Here is a 19,978-nt window from a genome sequence, read left to right as displayed (position 1 = left end):
CCCTCTGTATAAGGAGTCGGTTCCTATCTAATAGCGTTTCTAACTTTTCCTATAAACATGCAAAAAAATAGAGAACAATGTGGGAACATCGTTCTCTGTGTATATTAAAATCTCCCTGACCTAATGATTGAATACAAAATCCGCAGAAACATAACTACGGCTACAGCTAATCCTATTTCGATAATAGGAATTTTAGTTAAAAACGTCTCTTCACCAAAAGATTTCCCGATTATCATCCCTAGGAGAATAATACTAAGAGCAACCAAACTTAAACTAAAACTAACCAAATTAGCACTCCGGTCGAACTTTCTTAATAGCTCTTTCATTTCAAGAAGACGAATATCAACCTTCATCTCGCCTTCAACAAGTTTATCAATCAGCCTTTCCATTCTTCCCGGTATCGTTGTCAAAGAGTCAGAGAAGGTTTCAGCGTTCTCCAAAATTCGTTTCCCCATGTTTGCAGGATTATACCGATCGATCAATAGCTTTTCGCCATATGGCTTTGCTAGCGTAAGCAAATTTATCTCTGGGTCTATCTCTTTCACAATTCCTTCCACCGTGATAAGGGTTTTTGCAGTCATCGTGAGATCGCTGTTAATAATGATATTATGGTGTTGAGCCGCTGAAAAAACTTCTTGAACGGCAATTCCTAGATTTAATTCCCCCAAAGGAATATGAATATATTTCTTTCTAATTCGCTCAATGTCGTCATAAAATTGGGATTCATCTAGGGTTGGTGGAACCTCAGCTAACCGATAAATCGCTTTTACAATCGTCGAACTATCTTCTTTCATTAACCCAATTAATAGCGTCGTCGCATCAAAGCGCATTCTTGCTGTTAGCCGCCCAATCTGTCCAAAGTCAATAAGAGCTAGCTCTTCCCGATCACAATCATAAAGGAGATTCCCTGGATGGGGGTCCGCATGGAAAAAGCCCTCAACAAAGATTTGCCTAACAAACGCTTCCACAAGTAAATCTGCAACCTTACTTTTCCTTTCGATTGGCATTGAAGTGATCTGGCGGTCAGTAATCTTTACGCCAGGCATCGCATCAATGGTTAAAATTTTGGAGGTCGTATAATCCCAGTAAACAGTCGGTACCTTAATCCGATTATGACCTTCAAACTGAGTCTTAACGGTTTCGGTATTACGTGCTTCCTGCATATAATCTAGTTCTTTTTTTATTGATTTAGAGATTTCATTTACAACCGCTGACAAATGGTAATCTTTCGCTATTTTATAACGTTTTTCAAGAAGAACAGACAAATCCTTTAAGATTTCCAAGTCTGTTAAAATAACTTTGTGAATGCCCGAGCGCTGCACCTTCACCATTACTTTCTCACCAGTCTTTAATACCGCTGAATGGACTTGACCAATCGAGGCTGCAGCGACACAATCATCATTAAATTCCTGAAAAATTTCTTCAACAGGATACCCTAATTCCCTTATTATCGTCTCTTTAATTTCTGAGATTGGAACGGTTGCAACACGATCCTGTAGGTCCTCTAGCTCTAGGAGCATCTCAGCAGGGAGAAAGTCACTGCGAATGCTTAAAAGTTGGCCAATCTTAATAAATGTTGGACCTAGCTCTTCGATAAGGCTTCGAAGTCGACTTCCATAGTCCTTCACATTCCCTTCCTTGAAGTCCAATATCACTTTGTCCTTCGTTGTTAGCAAATGCCGCAGACCAATTTCTTCAATAATATATCCATATCCATATTTCGCAATTAACGATACAATCTCGCGGTATCGATTTAATTGGCGTAAACGACTGGTAATCATCCCATCACCTATTTAATCTCTTTTCTTAAAATTATATCATCCTTGATTACAGCTTCATGAACTTTGGTAGAACAATTACGTGACAGAAGACCGATGATATCCAAGGAGAGATTTTGTAAAAGGCTGTTTTGTAAAGATTGTTGTTAAAATTGTAAAAATCTTAAAGCCGATTTTTACTACCTAAAGCCGATTTTAACGCAAGATAAGCTATTTCGTACGTTATAGGAAGTTTGCACGCTCTTTTCTCACAAATAAAAGGCTACTTTGTAGTGAAAAAAAGCTTAATCCAACCTATTTTGTATCCAAGAGCAACAAAGTTTGAGAAAAGAGCCTTCTAAAATAAAACTGGGCTTAAACTAGTTGAAAAGTTTAAGCCTGTTTTTTTGAGTTTTATGGAATGACTAATTTTTGCCCGATGTAAATAATATCTTGTGTTAAATGATTCGCTTGTTTGATTGCAGTTACCGTCGTATTGAAACGTTTTGCGATCACTGACAAAGAATCCCCAGAAACAACGATATACGTGGTCGGAGCAGCGACAGGTTCTTGTTTTTGTTGCTCATTATTTTCCACAAGGCTCGTTGTTGGTATGAGTAAAGTTTGACCAACAAAGATAGTATCTTTTTCTAGGTTATTCGCCTGTTTAATTCCTGTAACTGTTGTATTAAAACGTACGGCGATTACAGATAACGAATCACCAGCCGCAACTGTATAGGTAGTCTGGGTTTTCGGTTCTGGTGTCGATTCTTTTATCGGCTCGACTAGTGGTTCATCGTTTGTCTCAGGTTCGATTTGATCTACTATTGCCTCCTCAGTGGTTGTCTCATCCTCATCTGGGGCCTTTGGTGATTCGGCTGTGTCTTGGAGTTCTTCCTCGACTGGATTATCGACAACAGGTACTGGTATCTTCAAAAGCTGTCCCACATAAAGCATGTCCGAAGTGAGGTTATTCAGCTCTTTGATAGCAGGAATCGTTGTTTGATTTCGCTGGGCAATCCCCCATAAATTATCCCCTGCTACTACTCTATAGTTCGTGTAGATTGGCTGAGATTGTTCATTCCCTGGTAATGTACTGCTCACTGGAACAGTCGTTGGCAACGTAGTGGAATAACTGTTCCAAACACTTGGATCCTCTTGACCAACACTCCAGTTTCCGACACCACGAATATTGTATTGGCCTACTAAGGAAAGCTTTTGGCGAATGGACTCTTCGTTCTCATACCAGATTTCATAGGTTCCTGGTGACAAGCTTGCTCCACCAACAAACATCACTGGGTCACCTTTTTCAATCGTAACGATTGCCTTCGGTGTTTTGCTTGCCTCATCAAACACAACGGTACCATCATAAGTCTTAATCATTTGTTCTACTTGCCAATTTGAGATTCCAAATCCACCATAGCTAGAACCTTCCATCCAATATCGTCCATAATGGGCGATTCCTAGGACAACTTTTTCGTTTGGAACGCCTTCGTCCAAAGCATATTGAATCGATTTTTCAACCCATCCTGCACTTGCAACGGGGCCTGCTTCGCCACCTGGAAAGCTCTCGTCATAGCTCATAATCATGAGATAATCTGCATACTTGGCAAGGTTTGTATAATCATACGAACCGTGCCAACCAGTTTCCCAGCCATTCGGATTTGCTGCAACTGCTACGGAGACTTCCTTTTCCGCCGGAATCAGTTGCCGTAATAGGCGAACAAACTCAGTATAGTCGTCTCGGTCCGCATCGGTGACATTTTCAATATCGATATTAACACCATCTAAATGGTAACGTTCAATCGCATCGGCAATTTGCTGTGCAGCCAATTCCTTATTGGCCAGCATGGCCCGCCCAACTTCGCGGTTCCAATGATTGCTTAAAAATGGAACAACCCGTATTCCTTGTTGATGCATTGTTTCAATAAACTCAGGGTCCACTTGGTACGTAAGCTTTAACGTTCCATTTGGATTAATATCAAAATAACTTGGTGAAACAATGTTCATTGAATGCCCTGTTTGATTAACGGTATTAATATATTCCTTTGTGTTCCCAAAATACATATAACCTAGATTTATGACTTCGCTTGCAGTAACAGGAAGACGAAGAGTTTGATTTGGCTGAATCACATCATTGGTTAATTGATTCAATGTCTTTATTGCCTCAACTGTTGTGTTGTAACGTTTTGCAATGGTATAAAGAGATTCTCCCTCGGAAACTGTGTGATGGGAGAAGGATACAGACGTTCCTTCACTCGTATTTCCGGCAACATCCGTTTGGGTTATGGTTGCATCCATTTCTGTTGTCGTGTTTTCTGTTTCTAAGTTCACGTCTATTATATAAAACCCTTTTGCGTCAGCTTTTGTTGTTTGCCTTGCAATCTGCTGATTTTGGGAACTTAAGATTAACTCAACCGTAGCGTTTGCCTCAGCAGTCCCAACAACAGTATAAATAGATTGTTGATTACTGTATCTAAAGCCATTTTTGGATACGGTAGGAGTTTCGGCTATTGTGTCTTTTTCAATCGAACCGACTTGGACAATCCCCTTATTCCCTGCAGAATCTGTTTGGATAATTTCAATCGATAAGCGGCCATCCTCGAACAAGGATAAGTCCATCAGTGTGTTAAAACCACCATTAAGGACTTGAGATTTTTTCGTTATTGTCGTCTCGCCATCAGTTATGCTGATAGCAACAGTCGCTCCTTCTTCATCACTCGAACCACGAATAGGAAACTCCATTGAATTCATACTGTTAACATATTCGAATGGTGCAACATCTACTTCAGTTGGACCTGTTGTGTCTTTTACGAGCGTTTCTTGTAACGGTTCACGCTTATTGCCTGCCTCATCTGTCGAAATTAAACTAAGCTCCAATTCTCCATCCCTTAGTTGATCAGTATCTATAGGGATTTCAAAATTCCCCTTTGCATCAACTTTGACCGTATAAGTTAATTCCGAAACACCATCAGTCAATGACAAATCGAGTGTACTATTAGGCTCTGTCTTACCACTTATTGTATAGTCTGAGTAATTTCCACTATATACTGTTGGCAATGAATCCAAAATAATCTTATTGGGTGCAACTGTATCCTTGCTTAAAGTTTTTTTACTAATGGGACTGATGTTTCCTGCACCGTCCTGTTGAGTGAGTTCAAAGGAGATGTCCCCATCATTAAAATTAGTTAAATCTACAGGAATCTGATAGTTCCCCTCAGCATCTGCCTGTACGTTCATTTCCTGTTGTTGCCCATTAGCATTTGTAATCAAAATTTTAATTTGTGCTTGTGCTTCAGCCAATCCTGATAACAAATAGTTAGACTGATTCTCTTTATTAATAAAGTGGTTATTATGAAGAACGGGAACCTTTGGAGCAATCGTGTCTTTTAAGAGAATAACCTGACTAGTCTCACTTGTCACACCTGACTTACTTGTTTGCACAGCCATAATCAATAACTCAGTATCCTCTAAAGAACTCAGATCCAACTTCAGAAAGTACTCCCCATTAGCATTCGCTACCGTGCTCGCTAATACATCTTGGTTTTGTCCATCTGACACAACGATATCCACAGTTGCATTAGGCTGAGCCCTACCAAAGATATGGTAATCCAATTGATTTTGTCGATTTACAAGCTCGGTATTCTCCAGTGCTGGGGCTTCAATGCTGGTCTCTTTTATTAAAGAAGTCTTCTGGCCTTCACTACGGTTTTTATACTGATCCAGTGCACGAGTGGAAACTGTTAATTCCCCATCATTTAAATCACGTAAATCCATAGTGGTTTTAAATTCACCATGTTCATTCACTAAGGCTGTAGCAACCATTTCCGGATTCACTCCATCAGAGACTGTTATTTCTATATCTGCCCCCGGTTCAGCAACCCCAAAAATTTGATAGGCATCAACATTTTGATTCGTAACTTGTTCGACAAAATTTAAAAGTGGTTCTCTAGTACTTGTGTCTTTTGATACGGAGTATTCTGTTGTTGTACTTTCGTTTCCAAAGGCATCGACTGCCATAACGGTTATCTTCATCTTCCCATCATTTAATGAAGACAAGTCAAGATTCGCCTTATAATCACCCACTTCATTACTCAATAGCTCAGCTTTAATCTCGGAACTTACTCCATCAGATACAGAAATGAAAACCGATGCCCCTGGCTTCGCCACCCCACTTATATTATAGTTCTGAGCATTTTCACTATTTATAACGAGTGGTTCATCAATAGTTGGCTGCTGAATCATCGTATCCTTGGGTACAACGATTTCAGTAAGGCCACTGGCATTTCCAGATGAATCTACCGCCTTAGCAGTGATAGTAATCTCCCCATCCTTCAAAGTGGTAAGATTCATGTAAGTCAAAAATTCACCATGTTCATTTGCTAATGAAACAATCTTCACCTCGTGGTTTTCTCTATCCGTAGCGACAATTTCCACTTTTGAACCAGGATTGACAGTGCCTTTAACAGGATAAGCTAAGGAATTACTTTTATTGATTGGATCATTATCTAAAAAAACAGGTGCTTTAATAACCAATGGGTCCTCGATTGGGATAACGAGTTTTTGACCGATAAAAATAATATCACTAGTTAAATGATTAGCTGTTTTTATGCTGTCTACCGTTACATGAAAACGTTTTGCAATTACCGACAATGAGTCACCTGAAACGACGGTATAAGCTGGGACCTCTTGGTTGACTGGTTCTTTTATGTGCTCCTCTATAATTGCTTCTTCCTTTGGAATTGGAATCACCAATTTCTGACCAATAAAAATAACATCGGAAGTTAAATTATTTGCCTCTTTTATTTTTAATACAGAGGTATTGAACTTTTTTGCAATCAACGATAAAGAGTCACCCGAAACAACCCTATAGTCCGTAGTATCCCCCACAGGATCAGGAACCGTTGAACCATCGACCTGTTCACTGAGTGGTTCTTCTGTGACAGGTTGTGTTTGAACGGGTTCCTCCGCTGGTGGATTAGTGGTTTCCGTTGTTGGAACGGTTAAGATTTGGCCAACTAAAATAATATCAGAGGTTAAACCGTTTAAAGAACGGATTTGTTCAACTGTAGTATTATGTTTTTTGGCAATTACAGACAACGAGTCACCTGAAACTACTGTGTATTTTGTTAAGTTATCTGTACCAGTAGGTGGTTCTGGTTCTGGATTCGATACTTCTTGAACCGGTGTAGGCTTAGTTAACAATTGAGGAATCCGCATCTGTTGACCGACAAAAATTTGATCACTTTGCAGTTGATTAAGTGTTCGTATTTCTGCAATGGTTGTGTTAAATCGTTTTGCAATCACTGAAAGGCTATCGCCTGATACCACTTTGTAGGTAAAGAAAGGAAGTCGCAAGTTTTGACCAACAAAGATAGTACTTGTACTCAACCCGTTTAGTTCCATTATTGAAGTGACAGATACATTAAACCTCTTTGCTATTACCGATAAACTATCCCCGGGTTGAACAGTATATATATCATTTGGATTAACCTGCTGTGTGGGGGATCCCATTTCTGCAAGTGCAGTTGGAGTACCTCCACTGAGGTACAACGTTGTGACAAGCATGGTACCCACCATTACTTTTGCTGCAGTAATCCGCACGTGAGGAAGCTCTTTTTTTATTAAATCCCCGATTTGGTCTTTTAACGCTTTAACATTCTTAGACCCCTGGCCGAACTCACTTGAAAATTCACTTAACTGTGGATCCAAATAAATGAATAATGTAAAATTCCCATGTTCTTGATGCACTAATTCATAATGATTGATTTCCACCATGCGTCACCTCTTACTTGCAATATTTATTTCTAGAATTTCCATATTTGAATCGTTCCTCAACCTTATCCGTTTTATCCTCATGTTTAATCCTTATGTTCATGTATCTACCGTCGTTGTCTCCCCAAACACCCTCGTTAATTCCATAATGGTAAAGATTGTGTATTTCCTTCCTAAATGGAAACAATAGGTACATAAGATTTATAAAAATTACTTCAAAGGAGATTAAAATGAGTTCTTCCAATCAGTTTCGTGAGGAGTATGATTCATTAGGTAAAATTATGGTGCCTGCTGATAGGTATTATGGCTCGCAAACCCAACGTGCTGTGGATAATTTTCAAATTAGCGGAACAACACTTCCAAGGTCCTTTATTAAGGCACAGGGAATTATAAAAGCCTCAGCAGCTGCTGCCAATATGGAATTAGGAAAGCTTACGAAGGAAATGGGCAGCGCCATTATTAAAGCTTCTGAGGAAGTGATTGAGGGAAAATGGGATAACCACTTTGTGGTCGATGTCTACCAGGCTGGCGCAGGTACATCACAAAATATGAATGCGAATGAAATTATCGCTAATCGCGCATCAGAACTATTAGGGATTACATCCGATAATAATCGAGTACACCCAAATGATCATGTTAATATGAGCCAATCAACCAACGACACTTTCCCTGCAGCAATCAATCTTTCCGCTGCGGAAAATTTAACAAATGGTTTACTCCCATCGCTTTTACTACTCCAGACAGAGCTTGAGAAAAAGGCAGAAGAATTTATGCCGATTCTCAAATCAGGACGAACTCACTTGCACGATGCTGTGCCAATTCGTCTAGGGCAAGAGTTCTCCGGGTTCGCTGAAACCGTACGGTCTTCTTATCAACAAATTGAACATTGCTTAGATTCCTTGTACGAAATCGGCTTAGGCGGAAGTGCAATCGGTACGAAAATGAACACCGATTCAAATTATACGCCAAAGGTGATGGAAGAAGTTCGTCGTCGGACAGGGCTACCCTTCCGTGAGCCAACCAATCTATTTAAATACATGCAAAATACTAGTGCACCGATTAGGACGATGCTCGCATTGAAGGAACTGTCTATACACTTGATAAAAATCACTAGTGATTTACGCTTACTTAGCTCCGGGCCTAGAACAGGATTATCAGAAATTACACTCCCTTCAGTTCAACCAGGTTCTACGATTATGCCAGGGAAGGTCAATCCTGCAATATTAGAGATGACACATATGGTTTGTTGCCAAGTCATTGGCTTTGAAACGGCTATTGCTACAGCAGGAATGGCTGGTCAGTTGGAGATCAATGTGATGATGCCAGTGATTGCACATACCTTGCTTCAATCCATTGAGATCATGTCTAATGCCCTTCCAACCCTCGTCACAAAGTGCATTAGTGGGATTGGGGTAAATGAGGAGACATGTACTAAGTTTATGGAATCTAGTTTGGCTTTGGTAACGGCCTTAAGCCCTAAGATAGGATACGATCTCGCTTCGCAGATTGGAAAACAAGCTGACGAACAAAATAAAACGATTAAACAAGTCTTACAGGAGCGAGGAATGCTTACTGAGGAAGTTGAAAAATTATTGGATCCAAGAGGAATGGTGTAAAAAACAATGGGATGTTGCGGCTAAGCAATATAAAAAGAGCGTTTAACTTAAAACGCTCTTAATAAACTTTTATTATGATCACATTGGATGGTTACCTTTATTTTTAATTTCTTGTAAGGTTTCTTGGACCTTAAAAAACACAATAAGCAATTCGCAATAAATCCTTATTAGCACTGGCCCAAACACCATGGTTAAAAGACCGGAGACAACTTGAAGGCCTCCTCCGAATGAACTTGCAATACCAGCAAATATTTGAATGAGTCCAAATAAAACTGAAAGACCTGCACCAATCCAAAAGACAAATTTAATAATAGATGGTGTAATCATCTTGTCAAACTGCAAAAATTCCTTCATTAAAAATCCCTCCTTTGACCTCCTCTCTACACTATGAATACCTTAAAATTTTATGATTCTTTTTTTCATACCGTTTAACCTTTTAACGCCAAATTGAATTCCCTTTTTAAAACAACGATTCAGATACTTGTCAAAATGGCATCTAAAAGCTAGCAAATAGTAGCTAAATTATAGCTAATCGATATACCCCGTGCTAATGCTGTATTCATCATAAGATTAAGAGAAATTTAAAATAGTTATATTATGAAATCAAATAACAGAAAGAAAGCCAACAAAAGCGCAAAGATAGCGTATTTTCTGATATCACCTGCGCCTTAAAATCTTTAAAGGTCTTAGATAATCACCACAAGTATACGAATAGACAACTACTCTAAAAAGAAAGATTCGTTCCTTCAATTAATAACACTCTTGCCGGAGCCGCCTCAGTGCTCAGTAATTTAATCGGAGCGCAAACCATCGTATACTCTCCCTCAGATACTTCCTTTAAATTTAGTCCTTCCACAATCAGTACATCATTTGAGAACAAAGCTTTATGTGTCGGGTGTCCTGTTTGACTTCTTTCTATTCCTAAAGTATCAATTCCAACTCCTTCAATGCCTTTCTCAATTAAAAACTGTGCACCGTCCTCTGCTAAAAAAATAAATTCCATCGCAGAGGTTTCGTCAAAAGAGTTCTTGGTTTTAAATAACAGAAAATCATCTTTCATAATGGGTTGGTCCTTTAAATCTGCTGCCGTAATCCGGTCGTTCACGTTAGTTAAGTCAAGAACCTTACAAGGACGTACGAGCCTTTCTAGTGGAATTGTTTCGATGTTTTCTCCTTCCTCGATCATGTGAAGGGGAGCATCCAGATGTGTCCCTGTATGTATATTCATTTGAATTGTTGTATCCGTGATATACCCATGTGTTTCAGTCTTAATTTTCGGTTGGTTGTCCTGATTATTCATGTAAGTCGGCATACCTTCAAATATCTGTATACTGATATCAATGATTTTCATCTGGTTTCCTCCATTATGGATTGATGGCAATTCTTTATATATGATTCTTTCCCAACTAGCTAGCCTGGGGCCATAACTAGATTGAGTTAACTTCAAAAAATCGTTTGCATTTACGGTCCAAAAATACCTTTCTACCTATAAATGATTTGCGATTAGTTCAACAATTTCATCCTCTATTTCTTTTCCTTTTTCTTCATCAAGTAAATTATTTAAGAGAATGGAAAAAATTAGTGTTTCGCCTTTTTTCGTTTCCACATACCCAGATAACGAAGTGACCGTCGCAATGGTCCCTGTTTTAGCTTTTACATTCAGGGTTTCCATTCTATTTCTCAAGGTTCCTCCGGTCATCTTGTCTTTATTCCCAGTGCGGGGCAGAGCTTTTAGAAAAGATGGAAACCATTTTTCCTTTTGAACTTGAAACAAAAGACCCGATATTTCATTAGCTGGGATTGAGTTAACATGTGATATACCTGAACCGTCTCTAATCACCATTGTAGTAGGATTCACACCTAATCTTGGCATCTGCTCAATTAGGACTTCTAATCCTTTTTCCCAGCTACCTTCCCCTTTCCTTATTTTCCCCAATTCCTTAACTAAGATTTCTGCGTGTCCATTATTGCTAAGCTTCATAAAGGGTATAAGCAGTTCCGACAATGGTATAGACAGATGACTGGTTATGATTTCGGCATCCTTGGGTGTCTCTCCAATTTTGGCGTTTCCTTTAACACTGATCCCTTGTTTTGCTAATTCTTGCTTAAAAAGATCTAGAACATATTTAGTTGGTTCCCAAACGGATATCCATTCCTTTTCAATTTTTGCTCCGATAGGAACAAACCCCTTAACGTAAATGGTATTTGTACCATGTTTTCGTTCAACTGAAAGGTCTGTTTTACCATCTGGAGCTATAGTTATTGACTGATTTATGATGTTTAAATAATTTGATTTGTGCGAGAGCTTTATTTGTGCAGAAGCCCCTACTTTTAAACCTGGAGAAACCTCTACGATGACAGTACCAGTATCATACTCCTTATTAGGAGAAACCGTGAGCGCCGATATTTGCGGTCCATAATAGGCGTACTCATCGCTCCAAACTAAATCCTTAGATAAACGAACGTCATCAAACCAACTATCATCCGCTATGAGGTCTCCTTTGATGGTGGTGATGCCAGTTTTAGCAATCTCCTTCGCCATTTGAGTGAGATCTTCTCTTAAAAGCGTTGGATCGCCATAACCTTTTATATACAAGTTCCCCTTTAGGATATTTCCTTTTATCTTTCCTTTGTGTCTAACTTCAGTCTCAAATCGATGCTTTTCGCCTAACACTGATAAGGCTGCAGCTGAGGTAAAGAGCTTCATATTTGAAGCTGGCCTCATACGGACGTCTCCATTATACTCGTATAGGATTTCCCCAGTACTTCCAGATCGAATGCTTATTCCCGCAAGTCCACCCTTTAAAATTGGTTCTTCCCGCAGTAGTTGTTTTATTTCTGCTTGAAAACTGTGATTGGGTTCCTTTGCATAGGAAGGATGAGAAGGAAGGAAAAAGACTGCCACCATAAACGAAAGCATCAATATATGTATAGGACTTTTTTGGATAAATTTCAAAAGATTCCACTTCCATACTATTTTTAATAAATATCATCTCCTGTTCAATTCATCCTATTACTAAATCGAAAATTTTCACAAAGGTGTTTCATGGTTCTTTCGTAAGTCTTACAACATGATTTTGCATCTTTCAAGCAAAAAGCTTATAATGATTCATTTTAAATTCTTTCTTGTTTTCTCCCTTTTCCAGCGTTACTATTAGTTTCGTAGCTTCATAGAAAGGGCGGTAATTGTGGATAAGCGAGTATTTTTTTTAATGATTGTTTCCTTTGTAATTGGAATGGTCGAGTTGATTATAAGCGGAATCTTAGATTTAATTGCCGAAGATTTACATATCTCGCTTGGTCAAGCTGGACATTTAATAACCATTTTCTCCTTAATATTTGCGGTTGCGTCTCCAATTCTTTTAATGATGACCGCAAAAATTGAACGAAAGAAATTAACTCTTATTTCTTTATTGGTCTTTTTGTTCGGGAATATCACGACAGTATTTGCAGCGAACTACAGTATTCTGTTTACCGGAAGAATCATAACAGCAATTAGTGGCGCATTATTGATTATTTTATGCTTGGTTATGGCCCCTAGCCTGGTCGAACCAAAATATCGTGGGCGGGCAATTGGAATTGTCTCAATGGGTGTTAGTGGTTCTCTTGTTTTAGGGGTCCCCTTGGGTCTGTTTCTAGGAAACATTTACGGCTGGCGAGCTCCCTTTGTTCTCATCACTCTTCTAACTGTTCTCTCGATAATTGGCGTTTATTATCTTATGGATAAAATAGACCCTAAACCAGCGGTTCCACTGCGGATACAGCTTGCAACGTTAAAAAGTCAAAAAGTCTCCTTCGCACATGCAACAACGTTTTTATATATGACCGGTCATACTGTTTTGTATGCCTATTTAAAACCCTATATTCAAACAACCACAGGAATGGAGAGCTCATGGATTGGAGTTGTCTATTTCCTATTTGGAATTGCAGCTGTTTGCGGTGGAGGAATTGGTGGAACAATGGCTGATATATTGGGGGCGAGACGGACCATTATTATAGCTATTATCGGGCTAGGCGTGGTTCTCCTAACCCTCCCATTCACAACCCCCGTATTAGCATTATTTTTAATAGGATTAATGATATGGGGAATGCTGAGCTGGTTAATATCTCCTGCGATGCAAAGCTATCTGATTGAAACATCACCAGAAACTTCAGAAATTCAACAAAGCCTAAGCAATTCCTCGCTTCATTTTGGAATTGCTTTTGGAGCAGTGGTTGGTGGTATCGTGATTGAACGTGCTTCTATTATCCAAACGCCCACAATAGGGGGAGTGTTTATTATCCTTTCCCTTTTAACAGCAGGATTATCTATACGAAGCCGTGTCGTCTCCTTGGATCAAAAGCAAAAAATTGCCCAGTAATTCAAAATATAACTAGTTGCGCCAGAGACCTAAAAGGCACCATCCAATGTGGATGGTGCCTAACTAGTATATATTATGCCTGTCCTAAGGAGTTGCTTGGGTTTTCCCCATTCTTTTGAATCAGAACTTGGTGTGGGAACGGGATTTCAATTCCATTTGTATCAAAAGCTTCCTTTATAGCTTTACGTAGTTGGCGTTCTACAGCCCACTGTTCTCCATTTTGTGTTTTTGCAATAACTCTTAATACCACTTCAGATGAACCGAACGCTTGGACACCAATTACATTAGGACCTTCTGCAATCATAGGGTTTTGTGAGGCAACAACATCACATGCCCTCTGCATCACTTCAACAGCATGGTCAATGTTATCATCGTAAGAAATGCCTATATCGACTAGTGCACGCATGTTTCCACGTGAATGATTGCTAACACTCGTAATTTCACGATTAGGGAGATAATTTAAAGTTCCGTCAAAGCTTCGTATCTGGGTAGTTCTTAAGCCTACAGACTCTACGACTCCATCCACGGTTCCGACTGTAACATAATCATTTACATCAAGTTGTTTCTCCAACAGTAGAAAAAATCCAGTCACGACGTCACTAACCAGTCCTTGAGCACCAAAACCAATTGCCAAACCTACAATCCCTGCCCCAGCAATAAGACTTGCGACCGATAAACCAAATATACTAAACAAAGATGCAACAAGAATAAAGATAAGAACATAAGATAAAATATTCTCTGCTAACCTTTGCAAAGTCAGGGCACGTCCTTCAGTAATATCTTCTCTATTCATCAATCTTGTAAAAGTACGTTGTAGCACTTTATTCCCTATTGCCTTAACGACCGCAAAAGCAATAAAAATTCCAATAACCTTTAAAATTAAAATACCGGTATTAATCAGTAAAACTTCCCAATCAAAACTTCCTAAGTCAATCAAAACAAACATCCTTTCTTTTACAAAATAAGTCTTTTTTAGAAATCTCTATTCTAATGGTCATTAAGAGATAAGTCCACTAGTTTATTCCCCGCTATAGATTTAATAAACATTTTTATGCAAAAATAATCTAAAAAGCTAAAGTTTTGCCATAGAAAGTCGAATAAGAAATATTAAAGGGGTTGCAAAAGGCATGAATAGCCTAATGTTTGTCGAACTTTTTCCTTTCCCTGGAAATACATTGTACTTATATTTATTCCCGCTATGAAGTTTCTAATAAAAGAAGGATGCTCTTTAACAGAAAAATAAATTCACAGATTATGTAACTCAATTATTTTTCCATTATCCTTCATTTTTTCGTAGTAAAAATTGGTCGATACTATAAATTTTTGCTATGATTAACGAACACTCGGGGCTTAATTTCACAACGAGTAAAACGTTTTAGGATGTGTGCAATATGAAAGTAATCCTGGTAACCCCCAATTTCCACCAGCAACGTGGAAACACTATAACCGTACAGCGAATAGCAGATAAATTATCAGAGCTAAAGATACGTACAGAAGTGGTCTCAATCACCGAAGAGAATAACATTAAAACCCTCCCACATGGTGACATTATCCATGGTTTTAATGCTTATCGCTTTTATAAATTTAAGGAAGAACTTGCAACTGAAATAAATCAATATGTTGTTACCATAACGGGTACTGATTTGAACCATGATTTATTTGATCAAAATAAAAGGTCAGATGTCGTTCAATCCGTGATTAAGGCGGAGTTCGTTCATGTTTTTAGTGACGAAGCAAAGCAACTATTAATCCGTGAAGTACCTTCTGTTTCTAAGAAAGTGGTCATCATTCCACAGGACACTGATGAGTTTGTTGTAGACACGTCATCCCCTTTCAAAAAAGAAGAAAAGACCTCTTTATTTGTCCTTCCCGCTGGAATAAGGCAGGTTAAGAACATACCGTTTGCAATTAACGGTTTAAAGAGATTACATGAGGAATTTCCTTTTATTAGGCTGTTACTTGTAGGGCCAATTCTTGAAGACAAGGAATGGCAGAAAGTTAAAACACTTATTGATGAAAACCAGCAATGGGTTCAATATATTGGTGAGGTCCCCCATCAGAAAATGGGCACAATTTATCACCAAGCAGATGTCCTCTTAAACACCTCCTATACGGAGGGACAATCAACAGCCATAATGGAAGGAATGGCTTCAGAACTTCCAGTTTTGGTTTCCAACAACAATGGAAATCGCAGCTTAGTTTCAAATGGTTTGACCGGGTTTGTTTATGAGAACATTTTTGACTTCTATGATTATGCTAAACAACTAATCCTAAATCCAAACAAACGAAGGGAACTCGGAAAAGCAGCCAAGCAGTATATAACGAAACATCATACCAATTCAAATGAAGCAATGTCCTTATTGGAAATATATAATCATATTTATAATGAAAGTAAGTAACTATACAATTATTGGAGGTTATGATTCAAAATGAAAAGTCCATGAGTAGTAACCAACTCTAGGGTCGTGTACGACTCAAAGGATTCAAATGTCTTAACATCAATAAAATCTTCACCTCAAAAATCTGTTGTTTTGACTTTTGATGATGGACCTAGCTCGGTACTGTTGCCCATCCTAGACGTCCTAAAAAATGAAAACATCCCCGCCACCTTTTTCTGGCAATCTAGACTTATGTATGAATCACGACCATGGAAGCGAGTACTTGAGGAAGGTCATCAAATTGGAACGCACTCTACGAAGCATTTGAATATGACGAAGTTAAGTTTTGAAGAGCAATACAAAGACCTTGAACAAAGTGTTGCAAAGATTGAAGGTATTACTGGAACGAAGGTCGTATTTTTCCGTCCACCTTTTGGTCAATATAATGACCACACCATCTCAGCCGCACATGCCTTAGGTTTGATCCCCGTCCTATGGCGAATTGCTTCAATGGATTGGGAGTTGGAGGACAATCCTGAACAGATTATCTCTCATGTCATCAATCATTTAGAGGATGGAGCCATTATTCTTCTACATGAATTACATCAAACACTTGAAGTTCTCCCTATTCTGATAAAAGAAATTAAGCACCTGGGTTATCAATTCAGTACATTGTAAATTGATATCCAACCTAAAAACACATGAGCACTTTTTTTAAAAAAGTGCTCATGTGTTTTTTATACTTTAAATCAGTCATTTATTTTCAAAAAATGAATCGTCTTTTATTGGACTTATCTACCGAAACCAAAACCACCTGAGCCATATCCCGGTGTCCCAAAGCCTCCACCGAAGCCTGGGCCATATCCCGGTGCTCCATAACCGCCGCCAAAGCCTGAGCCATATCCTGGTGTCCCAAAACCTCCACCGAAGCCTGGGCCATATCCCGGTGTCCCAAAACCTCCACCAAAGCCTGGGCCATATCCCGGTGCTCCATAACCGCCGCCAAAGCCTGAGCCATATCCTGGTGCTCCATAACCACCACCGAAGCCTGGGCCATATCCTGGTACTCCATAACCGCCGCCAAAGCCTGGACCGTATCCTCCACCGAAGCCTGGGCGATCTGGTCCATCTAATATTTCACCACCAAGGTATCCTAGTCCAGCTCCAATTAATCCTGCAGTCAATGGTCCTATTCCAGAAGTTCGTTGATCTATCATGTAAAATGGTTGTTGTCCGTATATGGTGAGCATTCCCTCCATACTTCATTCATTTATTTTTTTAGAATACGTTAACATCGTATTCCCCCAAAAACGAATTTGTAATGGACATACGCCCGGTTTCAGCTCACTTTTAATCAAATACGACTAACAAAGGATTTCTTAAGAATGTACTAGCAAAGTTAGCATTATACGATTATACTTATCTTTTTAGATAACCTCCGAAAACTTTATAGTATATCGGGACCGCTTTTTATAGGTAATTATTCTCGGGGGTTACTGTGTAGAATCTATGATAAAATGATTTAATAGAAAGCTTCAAGGGGGAATTCGGAATGTATTGCCACCAATGTGGGGAGCAGCTAGCTGAGAACTCCCATTTTTGCTCACAATGTGGTGCAAAGGTGCAGAATCAACCGAAAAAAACACAGGATTCAAACAATGTTGATACACTTTTAACAGATGAAACGGCTGCTGGAATAGAGGTAGAATATGAAGAAAGACGGAACCCACTTATGCACTATTTACCGGTTCTTCTTCCGTTTTTTAGCCTCATAATAGTTTCCGTTATCCTCACTACCTATTACTTCCAGGGTACAAGAATAAATGAAGAAGTTGTTGATTTGAAAAACTCAGCTGATGAAGCTGCTCTTTCAGGAAACTATCAAAAAGCAAAAGAATATTTACTAAAGGCGCAGACTAAGCGTCCAAACTACTCAGTACTTGAAACAGATTTAAACGCTATTAATGAGGCAATTCAATATGAGCAGACACTTAGCTTAATCAGTGAGCAAATAAAAAAAACTCAATTCAGCCAAGCTTCAAAAGAACTAGCGAGTTTGAAAGATAAGTTGAATCGTCAGCACGGACCGTTATTTACACCCTTTTACCAACAACTTGACGAAAGAAACATCGGCATTACCGTCGGTACAGTTAAACAAGAGCTTGCTAATTTAAATTCCGTTGATCAATTAGCGAGTAAGCTTTCCATTCTCGCTTCTATGCCTAAAAAAGAAGCTAGCGCAGTTAAAGAAGAAATCATTAATAAAATCGTCCAATTTAGCATTGATGAGGCTGAAGCTGAATTAGCCAATAAGCAATTCTCTGACGCAGTTAAAATTATCGATAAAGGACTTCAATACGCAATTAATAATGAAAAATTATTATCTTTGAAAGAACGTGTTAGCCAAGAAAAAGCAGCATTTGAATTAGCAGAACAGCAAAGAATTGAACAAGCAATGGAGGCAGCGGCCCAAGAAGACTTAAAGAATCGAACCGCTGCAGTAGAGGTATCTGACTTTTCAGTTGAGGTTGATGAATATGGCGATCTTTATTTAACTGGCTCTGTGAAAAATGTGGCTACAAAAGGCATTACAGGGGTTACGGTTTACTATACGATATTCGACGAAAATGATGTGGCTATAGATACGGCCGATGCCTCCGTATATCCATACGAATTGGCCCCAAGTGCTGTTGGGTCATTTGAAGATACTTATTATGGAGTTAACCAAAATATTTCGGTAGAAATTGATAACATTACTTGGTACCTCAATTAAAGGAGGTTAAGAATTCATGAAAAATAAATGGATCATTAGCGGGGTTCTGACCTTCCTTATTCTAGGAGGCGGTACTTACTATTTTTTATATATGAAGGAAAACATACCGATGCAGTTGACTGCAAGCTCAAACCTAATAAAAGCTACAGATGAAGATGTTTCCGAACCACAGGTAGAGCTAAAAGATTTAAAGGAAGTCATTCATGAAACTCAAAAGCTTGTTGTAAAAATTGAATTAGAGGACGGTTCACTAGGCTCCGGTTTTCTCTATAACGATAAAGGCGATATTGTTACGAATGCTCATGTAGTGGCTAATGCGAAAGAAGTTAAGGTCAATACCACTGATTCAAAAGAGTTCACCGGTGAGGTTATTGGAATAAGCAATGACACGGACATTGCGGTAGTCCGTGTAGAAGGTTTAAAAGAGGTAGCCCCTCTTAAAATTGCCCGGACACGAACAGCGGAGATTGGTGATGAGGTATTAGCATTAGGTAGTCCATTAGGATTCCAAAATACTGTAACAACCGGAATTATCAGTGGCCTTGAGCGAGATTTGAATATAGACAACTTTAAATACGAGGATGTTTATCAAATCTCCGCGCCGATAGCACCTGGAAATAGTGGCGGTCCACTTGTTGACAGAAAAACAGGTGAAGTATTAGGCATTAACTCGGCTGCGTCCAACCAAGGAACGATTGGATTTAGCATTCCCATTACGGATGTTCTTCCACTTATAGAAGGTTGGTCAGAAACACCGATGACCTCACTACCCAATGTGTCTTTTCAAAGTGAGCAACCGTTATTTGATGGCGGTGGATCAATTGAGGAATATGCACAGTATGTCGTAAATTATTTTTATGAATCACTTAATTTCGGTGACTATGTTACAGCCTATTCCCTGCTTGGAAGTTCCTGGCAGTCAAAAACAAATTACACAGATTTCCGTAAAGGCTACCTTGATACAACTTCAGTCTATGTAGAGGAAATTATCCTCTCAAATGAGGAAGAGGCCGTAACAGCCGTTGCCACAATCGTTGCCGATGAAAGAAATAACGGAGCTAATAAAACCGCAAGATATAAAGTAACTTATGAATTAGGCTATGAAAACGACCAATTAAAACTTCTCAGTGGAAAAGGAGAAGAAATAAAGTAAGGTTATTATCTCCCGGAATAGGATACAAATACCATCCTGTTATGTTACCCTCCGGTTGTCTATGATTAATAATCCCTTAGTCTTTGGGACAAAATAGCCTTAGTGTTTTCAATTAAACACTAAACTCAATGTGGGGGGATTTACTTTGAATATTCTTTTCCGCTT

At 38.9% G+C, this 19,978-nt stretch carries 13 protein-coding genes; 6 read left to right on the top strand and 7 right to left on the bottom strand.

What is annotated here, in order from left to right; genetic code table 11:
• Positions 1-104: 104 nt before the first annotated feature.
• Positions 105-1,781, bottom strand: a complete 1,677-nt coding sequence (locus LG336_RS12570; protein WP_404332846.1) for an ABC1 kinase family protein — start codon at positions 1,779-1,781, stop codon at positions 105-107.
• Between the two features lie 390 nt (positions 1,782-2,171).
• Complete coding sequence (locus LG336_RS12565; protein WP_404332845.1) at positions 2,172-7,535, bottom strand: LysM peptidoglycan-binding domain-containing protein; 5,364 nt, start codon at positions 7,533-7,535, stop codon at positions 2,172-2,174.
• Positions 7,536-7,762: 227 nt separating this feature from the next.
• On the opposite strand from LG336_RS12565, the gene LG336_RS12560 reads away from it, so the two are divergent.
• On the top strand, positions 7,763-9,148 hold the full coding sequence (locus LG336_RS12560) for a class II fumarate hydratase (protein WP_404332844.1): 1,386 nt from the start codon (positions 7,763-7,765) through the stop codon (positions 9,146-9,148).
• 78 nt (positions 9,149-9,226) lie between these two features.
• Here the strand turns inward: LG336_RS12560 and LG336_RS12555 are convergent, their stop codons facing one another.
• The 3 genes from LG336_RS12555 to dacB all read right to left on the bottom strand — a co-directional run bounded on the left by LG336_RS12555 (position 9,227) and on the right by dacB (position 12,068).
• Entirely contained in the window at positions 9,227-9,502 is a 276-nt protein-coding gene (locus LG336_RS12555) for a DUF4282 domain-containing protein (RefSeq protein WP_404332843.1), read from the bottom strand.
• Positions 9,503-9,872: 370 nt separating this feature from the next.
• Complete coding sequence (locus LG336_RS12550) at positions 9,873-10,499, bottom strand: cyclase family protein (RefSeq protein WP_404332842.1); 627 nt, start codon at positions 10,497-10,499, stop codon at positions 9,873-9,875.
• Positions 10,500-10,634: 135 nt separating this feature from the next.
• Positions 10,635-12,068, bottom strand: coding sequence for a D-alanyl-D-alanine carboxypeptidase/D-alanyl-D-alanine-endopeptidase (dacB, locus tag LG336_RS12545; protein WP_404333147.1), 1,434 nt, complete (start codon positions 12,066-12,068; stop codon positions 10,635-10,637).
• A 268-nt stretch (positions 12,069-12,336) separates the two neighbouring features.
• Here dacB and LG336_RS12540 point away from each other — a divergent pair, with 268 nt between their 5' ends.
• Positions 12,337-13,509: an MFS transporter gene (locus tag LG336_RS12540; RefSeq protein WP_404332841.1), complete on the top strand. Its 1,173-nt coding sequence runs from the start codon at positions 12,337-12,339 to the stop codon at positions 13,507-13,509.
• A gap of 73 nt (positions 13,510-13,582) precedes the next feature.
• On the opposite strand, the gene LG336_RS12535 is transcribed toward LG336_RS12540, so the two are convergent.
• Positions 13,583-14,446 (bottom strand): mechanosensitive ion channel family protein, encoded by an 864-nt coding sequence (locus LG336_RS12535; RefSeq protein ID WP_404332840.1) that lies wholly within the window; start codon positions 14,444-14,446, stop codon positions 13,583-13,585.
• Positions 14,447-14,900: 454 nt separating this feature from the next.
• On the opposite strand from LG336_RS12535, the gene LG336_RS12530 reads away from it, so the two are divergent.
• Both LG336_RS12530 and LG336_RS12525 read left to right on the top strand, forming a co-directional pair.
• Positions 14,901-15,908 carry a glycosyltransferase family 4 protein gene (locus LG336_RS12530; protein WP_404332839.1) on the top strand — a complete coding sequence of 336 codons (1,008 nt, stop codon included), beginning with the start codon at positions 14,901-14,903 and terminating at the stop codon, positions 15,906-15,908.
• Positions 15,909-15,974: 66 nt separating this feature from the next.
• Positions 15,975-16,565, top strand: a complete 591-nt coding sequence (locus tag LG336_RS12525; RefSeq protein ID WP_404332838.1) for a polysaccharide deacetylase family protein — start codon at positions 15,975-15,977, stop codon at positions 16,563-16,565.
• A 113-nt stretch (positions 16,566-16,678) separates the two neighbouring features.
• On the opposite strand, the gene LG336_RS12520 is transcribed toward LG336_RS12525, so the two are convergent.
• Complete coding sequence (locus LG336_RS12520; protein ID WP_404332837.1) at positions 16,679-17,137, bottom strand: hypothetical protein; 459 nt, start codon at positions 17,135-17,137, stop codon at positions 16,679-16,681.
• Positions 17,138-17,439: 302 nt separating this feature from the next.
• On the opposite strand from LG336_RS12520, the gene LG336_RS12515 reads away from it, so the two are divergent.
• Together LG336_RS12515 and LG336_RS12510 are read left to right on the top strand one after the other, a co-directional pair.
• On the top strand, positions 17,440-18,660 hold the full coding sequence (locus tag LG336_RS12515) for a zinc-ribbon domain-containing protein (RefSeq protein ID WP_404332836.1): 1,221 nt from the start codon (positions 17,440-17,442) through the stop codon (positions 18,658-18,660).
• Positions 18,661-18,676: 16 nt separating this feature from the next.
• Complete coding sequence (locus tag LG336_RS12510; protein WP_404332835.1) at positions 18,677-19,813, top strand: S1C family serine protease; 1,137 nt, start codon at positions 18,677-18,679, stop codon at positions 19,811-19,813.
• Positions 19,814-19,978: the final 165 nt, after the last annotated feature.

The organism is Mesobacillus maritimus, assembly GCF_044803185.1.
In the GTDB taxonomy this organism is placed as follows: domain Bacteria; phylum Bacillota; class Bacilli; order Bacillales; family Cytobacillaceae; genus Mesobacillus_B; species Mesobacillus_B maritimus_B.
The sequence above is the reverse complement of the archived record's forward strand: the minus strand, read 5'-3'. Positions and strand labels throughout refer to the sequence as shown.